The 13,984-nt window shown below is 69.0% G+C and carries 9 protein-coding genes; 6 read left to right on the top strand and 3 right to left on the bottom strand.

Annotated features, from left to right (window positions below; all coding sequences use genetic code 11):
* Nucleotides 1-2 precede the first annotated feature (2 nt).
* From ACZ7MG_RS24300 to ACZ7MG_RS24290, 3 genes are all read right to left on the bottom strand, one after another.
* Nucleotides 3-854, bottom strand: coding sequence for a fumarylacetoacetate hydrolase family protein (locus ACZ7MG_RS24300; protein WP_471383365.1), 852 nt, complete (start codon nt 852-854; stop codon nt 3-5).
* Nucleotides 855-1,037: 183 nt separating this feature from the next.
* Nucleotides 1,038-3,290, bottom strand: a complete 2,253-nt coding sequence (locus ACZ7MG_RS24295) for an alpha-L-fucosidase (RefSeq protein WP_471383362.1) — start codon at nt 3,288-3,290, stop codon at nt 1,038-1,040.
* Nucleotides 3,291-3,467: 177 nt separating this feature from the next.
* On the bottom strand, nt 3,468-4,727 hold the full coding sequence (locus ACZ7MG_RS24290) for an ROK family transcriptional regulator (protein ID WP_471383360.1): 1,260 nt from the start codon (nt 4,725-4,727) through the stop codon (nt 3,468-3,470).
* Nucleotides 4,728-4,910: 183 nt separating this feature from the next.
* On the opposite strand from ACZ7MG_RS24290, the gene ACZ7MG_RS24285 reads away from it, so the two are divergent.
* From ACZ7MG_RS24285 to ACZ7MG_RS24260, 6 genes are all read left to right on the top strand, one after another.
* Nucleotides 4,911-6,257, top strand: coding sequence for an ABC transporter substrate-binding protein (locus tag ACZ7MG_RS24285; RefSeq protein ID WP_471383358.1), 1,347 nt, complete (start codon nt 4,911-4,913; stop codon nt 6,255-6,257).
* Nucleotides 6,254-7,219, top strand: coding sequence for a carbohydrate ABC transporter permease (locus ACZ7MG_RS24280; protein ID WP_471383355.1), 966 nt, complete (start codon nt 6,254-6,256; stop codon nt 7,217-7,219). The genes ACZ7MG_RS24285 and ACZ7MG_RS24280 overlap by 4 nt, the downstream gene beginning before the upstream one ends.
* A complete protein-coding gene (locus ACZ7MG_RS24275; protein ID WP_471383353.1) occupies nt 7,216-8,055 on the top strand; it encodes a carbohydrate ABC transporter permease in 840 nt (279 codons plus the stop codon). Before ACZ7MG_RS24280 ends, ACZ7MG_RS24275 begins: the two co-directional genes overlap by 4 nt.
* A complete protein-coding gene (locus ACZ7MG_RS24270; RefSeq protein WP_471383351.1) occupies nt 8,052-9,341 on the top strand; it encodes an alpha-L-fucosidase in 1,290 nt (429 codons plus the stop codon). The genes ACZ7MG_RS24275 and ACZ7MG_RS24270 overlap by 4 nt, the downstream gene beginning before the upstream one ends.
* A gap of 335 nt (nt 9,342-9,676) precedes the next feature.
* Nucleotides 9,677-10,882 carry an ROK family transcriptional regulator gene (locus ACZ7MG_RS24265; protein ID WP_471383349.1) on the top strand — a complete coding sequence of 402 codons (1,206 nt, stop codon included), beginning with the start codon at nt 9,677-9,679 and terminating at the stop codon, nt 10,880-10,882.
* A gap of 304 nt (nt 10,883-11,186) precedes the next feature.
* A complete protein-coding gene (locus ACZ7MG_RS24260) occupies nt 11,187-13,880 on the top strand; it encodes an alpha-L-fucosidase (RefSeq protein ID WP_471383346.1) in 2,694 nt (897 codons plus the stop codon).
* Nucleotides 13,881-13,984 lie beyond the last annotated feature (104 nt).

The raw sequence follows: 13,984 nt of genomic DNA, 5'->3' as shown, positions 1-13,984 counted from the left end.
TCTCACGCTTGGGCGAACGTCTGGCGCTGGCTGCCCAGGCCGTCGATGGACAGCTCGACGGTGTCGCCGGGGCGCAGGTAGGGGGTGTCGGGAAGGCCGAGGGCGACGCCGGCCGGGGTGCCCGTGTTGATGACGTCGCCGGGTTCGAGGACCAGGTACTGGCTCAGGTACCAGACGATGTGCGCGACGCCGAAGATCATGTCCTTGGTGTGGCCGTCCTGGCGGGGCACGCCGTTGACGGAGAGGTTCAGCCCCAGCTGCTGGGGGTCGGCGATCTCGTCGGCGGTGACCAGCCAGGGACCGAGCGGGTTGAACGTCTCGCAGGACTTGCCGAGGTCCCACTGCGGTGAGAGTTCGAGCTGGAACGCGCGCTCGGACACGTCGTGGCTGACGGCGTACCCGGCGACGACGCCGAGGGCGTCCTCAAGGCTCTCCAGGTACTTGGCCCGCCGCCCGATCACGACGGCGAGCTCCACCTCCCAGTCGGTCTTCTCCGAGCCGCGCGGGACGAGCACCGTGTCGTACGGGCCGACGACCGTGCCCGGGTCCTTCATGAAGACCACGGGACGCGGCGGGATGGCGGCGCCGGTCTCCTCCGCGTGGTCGCGGTAGTTGAGACCGACGCACACCACCTTGCCGGGCCGCGCGACGGGCGCGCCGACCCGCAGGCCCGCCGTCTCCAGCGGCGGCAGCGTGCCCGCGGCCAGCTCGGCCCGTACCCGCTCCACCCCGCCCTCCGCGAGGAAGCGGCCGTCGATGTCGGCCGTCAGGGCCGAGAGGTCATAAGCGCGTCCTGTGCCGTCGAGGACGGCGGGCCGCTCCTGGCCGTATGTGCCGAGGCGCAGCAGTCTCACGTGGTTCTCCTAGTGGTGCAAAGGACCGGATGGTCCAACGGTCCGATGATTCATCGGACCTATGGCCTGCGTCAAGTCTGATTTTTGGCAGAATCTGCGCAATAAGTCGAGACTCCCTGCCCCAGTCATCGGATCACTCCGATGGCTGGGGCAGGACGACCCGTACTCGGTCCAGCGGTCCGGTCACGGAATGACGGTCACCGAGTCGAGCTGCAGATAGGTGCCACCGGTCTTGGTGACTGTCACCGTGTGCTGCCCCGGCGCGAGGTGGTCGATGGTCCACAACGTCTGCTTCGGTGTGTAGCCGCCGTTGCGGATGGCGCTCAGCATGCCGCCGCCGGCGCCGTCCACGCTGACGGAGGCCCTGCCGTCGGCGCTGGACATCGGGCCGCTGAGCACGAGACCGGTGCCGGTGAAGGTGACGGTGAAGGAGTCGCCGTTCGTCTTCGTCCAGCACACGTCGTCGCCGAAGTCGCCGACGCCGCGGTTCGCGGTGCGGGTCCAGGCGCCGTGGTAGGCGATGAGTGAGGCGTCGTTGTTGTACGTCACCCGGTTCGGCACCGTACGGAAGGCATCGATCTGCCAGTACGTGCCGGAGGTCTTGGCTAGGCGCACGGTGTGCGTCCCGGAGGCCAGATGGCGGGCGGAGTAGACCACCTGCCGCGGACGGTACGCGGTGGCGGACTCGCTGAAGGTGCCGATCGCCTTGCCGTCGACGGTGACCTGGCCCGCGCCGCCGTTGGGTGCGAAGGGCGCGAGGATGTCGACACCCGTACCGGTGAAGGTGAAGTCGACGTAGGAACCGTCGGCCGTGGTGTACGAGACGTCGTCGCCGAAGTCGCCCGCGCCCCGGCCGGTCGAGCGGGCCCACGAACCGCTGTAGGCGGCGGCGCTCGCGTCGTCGTTGACCGTGGTGGTGCCGGTCGGCACGGAGGGAGCGGTGCCCCGGACGGCTTGGCGCAGGTCGTTCAGGACGGCGAGGCTGGACTCCGCCATCGTGCCGTCCTCGTACATCATGAGGTCGAAGGAGAGCGGCACCTTGCGCGGGGCGGCGGCGCCGACCCAGCCGAGGGCCTGGGCACTGGTCACCGAGGTGGTGATCTTCTGATTCTGGAGGTGGACGCCCCAGTCGTTCTCCATGGTGAACATGCCGTGCTGCACCAGGCCCGTGTACGGGCCGGAGGTGAAGACGCCGTCAGGGCCGCTGCCGGTCATCGGCGCGCCGTGGTGATCCTCGCCGAAGTACACGTCCTGGAAGTCGGTGAGCCGCGGTAGGACCCAGCTGTTCCAGGAGACGGTCCGCTGCGGGTTGCCGGTGCGGGCGACGTGCTCGAGTTCCTCGAAGGGGGCCGGGTAGTAGACGATGCCGTCGTCGAAGAAGAAGCCGTCGAGGTCGGTGCCGTACCGGCTGCCGATGTCGGCGACGACGGCCTTCCAGTTGGCCAGGAACGTGCTGCGGTCGCCGGCCCCCGTGGACGGGAAGGTGGCCGGGAAGTTCTGCTTGCTCCACCACGCGGCCTCCTCTTTGCCCTCGTGGTAGTAGAGCGCGAAGCGGATGCCCTTGGCCTGGAGGGCACTGGCCACCTCGCCGATCAGGTCGCGGGTGGCGGTGTAGTCGCCACTGCCCATGATCGTGTCGATGGCCGGGTTGGGTCCGTCGGGGCGGTAGCCCCACCAGCTGTAGGACCAGATGACGTAGGCGGCGCCGGTCTCCTCGACGGTCTTGACGAAGCGGGGGACGTCGAAGTCGGCGGCCTGCTGTTCGAGGGACTTCGCGGGGCCCACGTTGCCGGGGAAGCCCCATGCGCCGTACTGGAACATCAGGCCGTAACCGGCGTTGTGCAGCCAGGAGGTGTCGGCGGCGGCGCGGGCGGCGGCTATCCGCTGCCGGCGCGGGGCGTCGTCGGCGTCGAGGAGCACCTCGAGGGACTTGACCTGGGCGTCGCCGCTGAGCGTGCCGGTTCGGGTGAGCTCGATGGTGGACGTGCCCGCGGGGAGGGCGAGCGTGCCCACGTCGGGGCGCTGCCAGCCGGCGGCGGCCGTGAAGGTGAACGAGGGGCCGCCGCCGCGCACGGCGACCTTGAACTGCTGGCCGGCGGCGGCGTTGAGAAGCGCCGTGACGCGGTAGGTGCCGGCGGTCGGGACGGAGACGGTCCAGGCCAGGAAGTCGCCGGCGGTGCGGAAGTTCTCCACCCAGAAGTTCTTGGTGGGGTCGGTGGCGCGGTTCACGGTCAGGGCGTCGCTGCGCTCGGCGGCGGCGGCCATCAGGACCGTGAGGTCGGCGTCCGTGGCGGTCCCCGTCCGCATGGGGACGGGGACGGGGCCGGCCTGCGGGACGGTGGCGGCGAAGGCGGGTGGAGTCGCGAGGGTCAGCATCGCGCCGGCGGTCGCGGCGGTGCCGATGGCCATGAACTGGCGACGGGAGAGCGCGGACATGTACACGTCCTCTCGGAGAAGGTGATGGTGAGGAGGAGGTCGTCGGAGGTACCTCACAGGGCATGTCGGCGCGGCTCACGTCGGCAGGAATCGACGGCCCAAGGGGCTTGCGCATACCGGAACCTTGAAGTCCGGCAGCGGCGTCAAGCTACGGGCGCGATCGAACGAGGTCAAGACTTATGTCGAAGCAGGAGACATAAATAGCGTTCCGGTGGGCTTCCCCCCGGTCCCCTCGATCGGGCAACCCGGGAGCGCCCGCTCGCCCTCCGTCAGTGACGTGAGCACCGCCAGGGCCGCACCCTCCACCGTGGCCCAGTCCGCCCCCGCCGACACCTCCAAGGAAGGCGCGTCGCCACCCGGGATCAGCTGGGCCTCGGCGAACGCGCGTCGAGCGGGTTCCAACAGCCAGGGCGCGAGGCGGGCGTAGTGTCCGCCCAGAACGATCGCCCGGGGATCGATCACCGCGGCCAGCGCCGCCGCCCCCCGGCCGATCCAGGTGCCCGCGCGGGCCAGGGTGGCGACAACCTGCCCATCCGCTGAACGGGCCCGCACCACCAGCTCGTCTATCGCGGCGGAGAGGTCCGCGCGGCCGCCGCGCCGGGTGCTCGGTTCCAGTGCCTCGGCCGTGATGGCGGACAGCCCGGCCCGCGTCTCGAAGCAGCCGCGCCGCCCGCAGACACAGACGGGTCCGTCGGGGTCCACCGTCAGATGACCCACCTCGCCGGCCATGCCCCGGCCCCCGCGCCACAGTCGGCCGCCGACCAGGACGCCGGCGCTGATGCCGTACGTGCCGGTGAGATAGACGAGGCTGGAGGCCTGCTGGCCGGCCCTCAGCCGGGTGCGCCGCTCGGCCAGCGCGGCGAAGTTGGCGTCGGCGTCCACCAGCACGGGGGCGTGTCCCCCCAATGCCTCCTCCACCCCGGCGCGCAGCGCGACATCCCGCCAGCCCAGGCTCATGACGTACTTGACCGTGCCCGTGGAGGCGTCGACCAGCCCGGGCACGGAGACGCCGACGCCCAGCAGTTCGCGGTCACTGTTCGCGGCCTGGTCCAGCGCCTCGCGGAGTGCGGTCCGGGCGTGCCGCAACAGGCGACGCGGGTTGACGGAGTCGGAGTCCACGACCCGCTCGGTGCGCAGTAGTTCCCGCCCGCGCAGGGTGTACGCGGCCGACAGCACCCGGTCGACGCCGATCTCCAGGCCGGCCACCGCGTAGTGCTCGTCGTCGAGGTCGAGCAAGGTCGTCGGTCGCCCCCGCCGCCCTTCCGGCACCGCGGCGAGCTCCGCCACCAGGCGGCGTCGGATCAGAGCATTGACCGCCGCGGAGGTGCTCGCTCTGGCCAGGCCCACGCCCTCACCCAGCTCGGGGCGGCGCAGTGGGCCGTGATCGACCAGGTGACGCAGCACAGTGAGCTGCGTCGCATCGGTACCGCCGGACACCGGCCACCTCCAGCTGTATTGCCGCCTCAATGGCCTCTCGGACGGCGCTGATCTTGCCCGAGAAGCCCACCCGGGCGCAGTTGTCAGGAAACAGAATGGCAACGGGGGGTTGATTTATGTCGTCGCCGTAGACGTTAATGCATCCACCGCGATGACGCGGTCAGCACCATTCAGGAGGCAAGCATGCGCGGTCCCTCCCGTGCACTCGGCGCGGCGGCAGCCGTTCTGGCCCTCGGATTCACCGCGGCCTGCGGCGACAGCGGCGGCGTAGGCGGCGACAACGAGGCCAAGCAGGAGACGGCGAAGGCCGGCGAGACGGTCACGCTGAACTACTGGACCTGGTTCCCGCCCGAGGCCACGCTCAAGGAGGCCATCGGCGCCTTCGAGAAGGCCAACCCGAGCATCAAGATCAACCTTCGCGAGTTCGAGGCCGCCGACTACCAGAAGCAGCTGCCGCTCGCCCTGAACGGCGGCCAGTCCCTGGACCTGGTCGGCGTGCAGATCTCGGCCATGACCAACACCGTCCGCGAGCAGCTGCGCCCGGTCGCCGACTGGCAGGACGAACTCCCCGCCGACTGGCGCGGCGATCTCAACACGACGATGGTCGCCCAGACCGAGAAGGCCGCCAAGGACGGAAAGCTCTACTCCGTGCCCATGGGCTCCATCGGCAGCGCCGTGATGCTCTCCAACGCGGCCATGCTCAAGGATCTCGGCATCCCCTTCCCGAAGACGGCGGACGAGCTGCAGGCCGCCGTCGAGAAGATCGAGAAGGAGAAGCCGGGCGTGACCCCGGTGGTCTTCACCGGCGAGCCCTACTGGCAGGAGGAGATGCTCTTCACCATCGCCGGCCAGACGTCCCCCACCCTCTCCGACGACATCTTCGCCGGCCGGAAGAAGTGGAACGACCCCGAGCTGGTCGACGCCCTCAAGGAGTACAAGGCCCTCTTCGACAAGGGCATCATCAGCAAGTCCGTGCTGAGTCTGAAGGGGACCCGCCCCACCGAGCAGTTCACCTCCGGCAAGGCGGCGTTCCTGGTCGACGGCTCCTGGCAGAGCTCGATGCTCTCTGCGGCCTACCGCAAGACCAACAAGATCGGACTGACGGATGTCGGCGCCGGCGCCTTCCCGGTGGTCGCGAGCGGCGGCAGCCCGGCGGCGCGCGGCTACGCCGAAGGCGGCCTGGCCATCCCCAAGACGTCGAAGCACGTCGCCGAGGCGGCCAAGTTCATCGAGTTCATGACGCTCGGCGCGGGCGTCGACATCTGGTCGAAGGACCTGGTCCTGGTCCCCGCCAAGGACGGCTTCAAGCCGGACGAGAACGTACTGACCAGCAAGGCGGCCCGTGACGGCTACGCGGCCGTGTCCGAGGTGATCGGAGGCGCCGGCTCGGCCCGCACCTCCAACCAGTCCTTCCTCAACCAGGTCGAGGGCAACGCCATCCTCGACGTGCTGCGCGGCCAGTCCACCCCGAAGGCCGCGGCCGACAAGATGCAGAAGGAGTGGGCGAGCGGACGGTACGACACCCAGTGAGTGCCTCCCCCATCACCGCCCGGCGCGAGGCCACCGCCTCGCGCCCGGCGGCGCGCCCCGGCCCGGCCACCGCCCACCCGACGGGTCGGCGCCGCCGCACCCGCCGGGCCCTGCTCGCCGCGGCCGTCTTCCTGGCCCCCCTCGCCGCCTTCTACGGCGTCTACTACCTCTACGCCTTCGGTTTCCTCGCCGACATGAGCACCAAGCAGACCTCACTGTCCTTCACCGAGGTCACCGACGTCGGCCTGCAGAACTTCCGCCTGGTGCTCACCGACCCCGCCTTCCACACGGCGCTGCTGAACAACCTGATCTTCGCGGCGGTGTCCATCGGAGCGGCCCTCACCATCGGCTTCTTCCTCGCCGTGAGCCTGGCCAGCGGAGTGCGCTTCAGGCGTGTGTTCTACGCCGTCTTCCTGCTGCCCTCCCTGATCCCGCTGTCGCTCTTCGCGACGGTCTTCGGGCGGATGCTGGAGACCGACGACGGCGCGGTCAACACCACGCTGCGCAGTCTCGGCCTCGGCGGCCTGACCCAGGACTGGCTCGGCAGCACCGGGCCCGCGTACACGGCGCTGTTCGTCCTGCTGGTGTATCTGGTGGGCCTGCCGGTCATGTACTACACCTCGGACCTGTCGACCCTGAACACCTCGGTTCTCGAAGCCGCGATGATCGACGGGGCGAAGGCCGGCCAGATGTACCGGCTGATCCTCTTCCCGATGCTGCGCGGCACCCACCGCACCGTGATCCTGTCCGTACTCCTGGGCAGCTTCCGCCACTTCGACGTCGTCTACTTCTCCTCCAACGGCCAGCCCGGCGGCCGCACCCAGATCACCGGCACCTACCTCTACAACACGATGATGGGCAGCGGGCGGGTCGGCTACGCCGCCGCCGCGGCGGTCGTCGTGCTGGTGATCGCGCTCGCCGTCTCCGCCGTTCAGATCCTGCTCGAGCGGAGGTCCCGTTGAGCACCGCAATCGACAACCCGCTCGCCAAACTGCGCCAGCGCCCCCGTGACAACGCGGCCGTCTACACGGTCCTGGTGGTCGGCGGCCTGCTGTGGGCGTTCCCACTCGTCACCGCGGTCCGCCAGTCCGTGGCCCACGGCGGCTTCGGCAACTACGTCACGGTCCTCACCGGCGAGTTCAACGACGTCAGTCTGGTCCGCGCGTTCGGCAACAGCCTCGTCATCGCCGCGCTGCACGCGTTGCTCGTCTGTGCGGTCGGCGCGATGGCGGCGTACGCCTTCGCCAAGATCAGCTTCCCTGGCAGGGAGACGCTCTACCACCTGGTGCTGATCTTCCTGGCGGTCCCGGCGGTGGCCGTCATCGTCCCCGTCTACTACATCACCGGGCAGTTCGGACTGTTCAACTCCCCGCTGGGCGTGGCCCTTCCCGAGGCGGCCCTCACCCTCCCGTTCGCCGTCCTGCTGCTGCGCAACTACGCCGACGGCATTCCGGACTCGATCATCGAGGCCGCGCGGATCGACCGGGCAGGCCATGCCCGGATCTTCTGGCACATCTTCCTGCCGTCCGCCCGCCCCGCCCTGGTCAACCTGGCGGCGCTCTCCGTCATGTGGTCGCTCCAGGACTTCGTCTTCCCGTCCATGGTGCTGAAGAACGCCGACACGACCACCGCGGCCCAGGCCGTCCAGACCATCCAGAGTGCCTTCGGCCCCACGCCGGAGCAGACCTCGCAGTACTTCGCCGCCCTGGTGCTGCTGGCCGTACCGGCGGTCGTGCTGGTCGTCGCCGGCCTGAAGTTCATCACCCAGGGCATCACCGCAGGAGGAAGCAAAGAGTGACCGCCACCCCCGACACCTCGTGGTTCTCCGGGCTCGGCCTCGGCCTGTTCCTGCACTGGGGCCATGCCAGCACCCGAGGCTGGGAGCTGAGCTGGCAGATGACCGGCGGCGTGCATCTGCAGCCCCCGGCCATGGACCCGGTCCCGGTCCGCACGTACTTCGACAACGCGCCGTCCTTCCGTCCCGAGCGCTTCGATCCCGCGGACTGGGCCGAGCAGGCCTGGCAGGCCGGCGCTCGGTACGTGGTCTTCACCACCAAGCACCACGACGGCTTCGCCATGTTCGACACCAAACTGTCGGACTACTCCGTCACCAAGACCTGGGGCCGGGACGTCACCGGCGAGGTCGTCGAGGCCTTCCGCGCCCGCGGCTTCCGCATCGGCCTGTACTTCTCGATCATCGACTGGCACCACGAGGACTACCCCCGCCTGACCGACGACGCCATAGCCAAGCCGTACCGCGTCGGCGTCTACCGCCGCGGCACCCCCGACCAGTGGGCGCACTACCGCCGCTTCATGCTCGGCCAGCTGGAAGAGCTCCTCACCGGCTACGGCGACCTCGACATCGTCTGGCTCGACGGCGAGTTCGAGCACACCCCCGAGGAATGGGACTACGCCGGTATCCGCGAGCTGATACGCACCCACCAGCCCGCCGCGCTGGTCAACGACCGCTGCCTGGGCCACGGTGACTTCACCACGCCCGAGCAGCAGCTTCCCGTGATGGCTCCGGACCGGCCGTGGGAAGCCTGCCTGACGATGAACTCCACCTGGGGACACGTCCCCTCCGACGACACCTGGAAGTCCCCCCGGTCGCTGCTGCACACCCTGGTGGAGGCCGCGTCGATGGGAGGGAACCTCCTGCTGAACGTCGGCCCCACGGCCGACGGCACCTTCCCGCCCCAGGCGGTGGAGCGGCTCCAGGCGCTGGCCGGATGGATGGAACGGCATGGCGAGAGCGTGCACAGCACGCAGGCGGGCCTGAAACTGTGGCAGTTCCAGGGCCCCTCGACGCGTCGCGTGCACCCCGACGGCAGCAGCCGCCTCTACCTGCATCTGACGATGCGTCCGTACGAGGAGATCACCGTCCGCGGTCTCCAGGTGGCCCGGGTCCGCGACGTCACCCTTCTCTCCACGGGTGAGCCGCTGTCCTGGTCGACCCAGGCAAATCTGAAGGACATCCACGCCGCATCTCCGGACCCCGTGGGGGAGCTGCGGGTCACGGTCCCCTCGGCGAAGCTGGACGACCTGTGCACGGTGGTGGCGGTGGACCTGGAGGCGGAGCAGTGAGCCGGTAGGCGGAGGGCGAAAAAGGGCCTAGCGCCGGCTCCGGAGAAGGGCAGTCGGCGCTATCGTCGTCACACGGCTGATTGTGTTCGGCGATAGGGCGTGGCGCGGCCTGGCTGGAATCTCTGCTCTTCCCGCACGCGGCGACGGCTCTCGTCGTCACTCGTCCTTGCTCATGGTGTCTCTCGGATCGGGTTACCAGGCATTAATGTCCAAAGTTGAGACGAAAGCCTGGGCTAATGTCTTCGTCGGAGTTTCCGCGAGAGGCTCCACCGTCCGTGTGGCCGCAGCCGGGCGCACCGTGAAAAGATCAGCCGATCCGTCGACGAGGAGGCTGTGTGACCGGCGAGACCGACCCGGGCGCCCTTGCGGTGATGCGCCAACTGATCGGTCATGGTCCGCTCACACGCCCTGAGTTGGGCGTGGCCCTTGGGCTGTCCCGGGCAACCACCTCTCCGATCGTCAACGACCTCATGCGCCGCGGTCTGGTCGGCGAGATTTCCACGGCGTCCCGCGGCGGCCGTGGGCGGCCCGTGGCGCTGCTTGATCTGGACGACGAGAACTTCGCCGTCGCGGGCCTTGAGATCAGTTCGGACCGCGTGCTCGCCGGCGTGTACACCCTGCGCGGCCGTCGGCTGCTGCGCAACGAACGCTCGGTCGAGGTCGACGCGGCAAACCCCCGGGCGCTGCTGCGTCACGCCGCCACCGCTGTGCACGAAGCACTGGACATGGTCGACCAGGGCGGACGTCGGTTGCTCGGCGTCGGTGTGAGCGTAGGCGGATTGGTCGACGCGAGCAGCGGCACGATCAAGTACGCGCCGATCCTCGGCTGGCGGGACGTCGCACTGCAGGCGGGAGTGACCGAGGCCTTCGGCGGCCGGGCCCCCGTGCTGTTGGACAACGACGCGAACTTCGCCGTGCTGGCCGAGCAGCGCCAACGCCGGCGCGACGGCCTACCCGCCGCCAGCCTCGTCTACCTGACCGGCACGTACGGCATCTCCGCCGGGATCGTCGCAGGTGAGCGGCTGTGGCGCGGTGAGCGAGGGCTGGCAGGTGAGGTGGGCCATCTGATCATCGACCCCGACGGCCGCACATGCGTCTGCGGTCGGCGCGGCTGCCTGGACACGCGAGCAGGTGTGTCCGCCATCATCGCCGCGGGTCTGGAGGGGGCGACGGGAAAGCGCCGGGCCGCAGCGGAGCCGGACGGCGTGGCCGCCGGCGTCGATCGACTGGTCGCGCTCGCCCAGTCCGGGGACGACGGAGTCGTCGGCGCGCTGTGCGAAGCCGGATCCTGGCTCGGCCGGGGTGCTGCCCTGATCGCGGCCCTGCTCGATCCCCGAGTCGTCGTCCTGGGTGGGCACTACGCGCGGCTGGCGCCTTGGATACTGGAGCCGGCGCGCGAGGCCTTCCGTGCCGCGCTGCTCATGCCCGCCCCCGAGTACAACCAACTCGAAGTCTCGAGCCTCGACGCGTGGGCGCCGGTCGAGGGTGCTGCCCTGGCGGCCCTGGTCGCGGTGGCCGATGGGGTGCACGCCCTGCCCTGACCGGAGAAGGCCGTTCCATTACCGAATTATGTCAAGGAAGTAGACGGAAGCCTTGACCGGTGCTTCGGCCACGGCGTAGGTTCGCGCCTCGAACCCCCTACCTGTCACTACGGCTCGCCGACCCATCGAGCCGAGAAGCAGGTGTGTCCATGTCCAAGTCCGGTGCAGCCGCATATCCGGACACGGCGATGGAGCCCCCCGGGTTCGCCGGCGGCTGCGGTCGGTCAGAACGATGCCGCAGCGGTTCGGGGTCTCTCGGCCGCCTACCCTCCGGCGGCCGTACACGTGAAGCAAGGAGGCTTTCGTGTCGCACAGCAAACTTCCACTGGCCGGCTCCGGGCATTCGACGGATGACACCGGGCTGTCCCGCCGCTCCGCCCTGCAGATGGCGGGCGGAGCGGTGACCGGAGCGCTGGTCCTGGACGCCGTGTCGTCCGTGGTGGGGCCTGGTACCGCGTATGCCGCAGACGTTGTGCCGCAGGCGGGTGACAACCCGGTCGTGATCGACCAGACGGCGACGACCGATGTCACCACGGCGCTTCTCGCGGGCTCCGCGGAGCGGACCTCGTCGATGACCGTGCAGGTCAACGACCCCGCGAAGCACCATTACGTCAAGAACTTCCTTACCTCGACCGATTACCTGGCGTGGACGGTGTCGGTCGACACCGCGGCCACATACGCGGTGACGTTCTTGGTGAAGGCGCCCGCCGGTCAGGAGTTCACCGCCTCCCTGCGCGGGACCTCGACCCGGATCACTTTCACCTCGGACGGTACGTGGAACCGCTTCAGCGCGGGCGAACTCCCCCTGGCGGCCGGGACGAACACCATCGTCCTGACCCGGACGGGATCGATCAGCGGTGACGCCTGGGCCAAATCGATCGAGCTGACAGAGGTGTCGAAGCTCGCCGGATATCAGGCCGCCGTAGCCGCCTCCAAGGCCGACACGAGCTGGCTGCGCGAGGCCGGGTACGGCCTGATGTTCCAGTACGGCCCCTGGGGGTTCCCGCAGGGCGGTGGCCCGGCGCTTCCGCTCGACCAGCAGGCGGCGGCCTTCGACGTGCCCGCGTTCGTCAAGCTGGTCCAGCAGACCGGGGCTCGCTACGTCATCTGGTCGATCACATGGTGGACCTACCGCATGAACGCGGCACTCTCTTCGCCCGACGCCATCGTCACCGCCGCGGGCGGCCCGGCGGACCCCGGTCTCACTCCGCAGCGCGACCTGATCGGTGAGATCGCCGCAGCGCTCAAGGCAAAGGGCATCCGCTTCGCGCTCTACTACCACACCGGCAAGGAGGACAATGCCTGGTGGCCCTATCAGAAGTTCCCGAGCACCTTCTCGACCCGGGGTGTCGGGGACCGTTCCACGTTCTTCGAGAACTGGAAGACGGTCGTCGCCGAGATCGGGCGCAAGTACGGCACGAACCTGGACGCGTTCTTCTTCGACGACGGCCTGATCTACTACCCCGCCCCGTTCCAGCAGTTGACGCAGGTCGCCCGCACCGGCAATCCGGACCGTCTGGTCTCATGGAACAACGGCCTGGAGGAGTACCCGCGCTACACCGACTTCGAGGACGTCTACTGGGGTGAGGTCCAGCGCGGCGAGCCCCGGCCGGGCGGGTCCGGCTACGGCGGCGACGGCGTCTTCACCAGTGGCCCCCAGAAGGGTCTCCTCCAGCACGCCATGTACGCGCTGGACAGCGACTGGGGCGTGCACTCGCGGGGCCAGTCCATCCGCAGCAAGGGCCACCCCGGCACCGTGCTCGCCGGCTGGGTCAAGGACGCCAACGCCCACGGAGTGCCGATCGCCTTCGACATGATGATGTACGAGGAAGGTACCGTCTCGAGCACGGACCTGGACGCGCTCACCCAGGCCGGCCAGCTGCTCGAGGGCGCCATCACGGTCAACGACACCGACTCGTCGATCACGTACACCGGCTCGTCCTGGAACCACTACACCAACCGCGGCATCGGCGACCTCGGCGACGACGTGCATGCCGCGTCGGCGAACGGCGACTCCGTCTCCTACACGTTCACCGGAACCGGCGTCGCCCTGATCGGCGAGACCTACAGCGACCAGGGAACCGTCGACATCTACGTCGACGGCACCTTCGTGCGGACCGTCAACACCAGCAGCACCACCCGCAAGGTGCAGCAGACGATCTACTCCCAGACATGGCTGCAGCCAGGCACGCACACGATCAGGGCGGTGAAGACCGGCGGCAAGTACATGACCGTGGACGCGTTCACCACCTTCCACGCCACCACGATCGTCAACGACGACGACCCGCGCATCAGTTATTCCGGTTCGTCGTGGGCCCGGAGCACCAACCGCGGCGTCGGGGACTTCCGCGACGACATCCACTACGCCACCTCGAACGACGACTCGACGTCGTTCACCTTCACCGGCAGCCGCATCGATCTGCTCGGCGAGACCTACAGCGACCAGGGGACCGTCGACATCTACATCGACGGAAGCTTTGTGCAGACGGTCAACACCAACACCGCGACCCGGGCGGCACAGCAGCCGATCTACACCCAGGCCTGGCCCTCCATAGGCCGGCACACGATCAAGGCGGTGAAAACCGGCGGCACGTACATGACCGTGGACGCCTTCAAGGTGTACGACGGCATTACGGTGATCGACGACACCGATTCCTCGATCACGTACACCGGCTCGTCCTGGCAGCACTCCACGAACCGCGGCTACGGCGACCTCGGCGACGACGTGCACGCCGCGTCGGCGAACGGAGCCTCCGTCTCCTACACCTTCACCGGAACCGGCGTCACCCTGATCGGCGAGACGAACTCGGATCAAGGCACTGTCGACATCTACCTCGACGGCAAACTCATGTACGGCGTCAACACCAAGAGTTCGACCCGCCGGGTAAGGCAGGCGGTCTACTCGTGCAGCGGCCTCCCCTACGGCACGCACACGATCAAGGCGGTCAAGACGAGCGGCACGTACATGACCGTGGACGGCTTCGTGGTCATGAGCTGAGACCGGCCGGTTGTTCCAGCGGCGGTCGCCGCTCCCCTGTCTCATGGGGGTGGGAATCGACCGCCGCCGCGCAGGCCACTGATTCTGCGGCAGCGCTCGAAGCT

This window comes from Streptomyces sp. NPDC107538 (assembly GCF_055657445.1).
This window is presented reverse-complemented; position numbering and strand designations above follow the sequence as displayed.

What these genes read in the sequence shown, in the direction of transcription:
- ACZ7MG_RS24295 (WP_471383362.1), bottom strand. Translation starts at nt 3,290, where the DNA reads ATGTCCGCGCTCTCCCGTCGCCAGTTCATGGCCATCGGCACCGCCGCG.
- ACZ7MG_RS24285 (WP_471383358.1), top strand. Translation starts at nt 4,911, where the DNA reads ATGCGCGGTCCCTCCCGTGCACTCGGCGCGGCGGCAGCCGTTCTGGCC.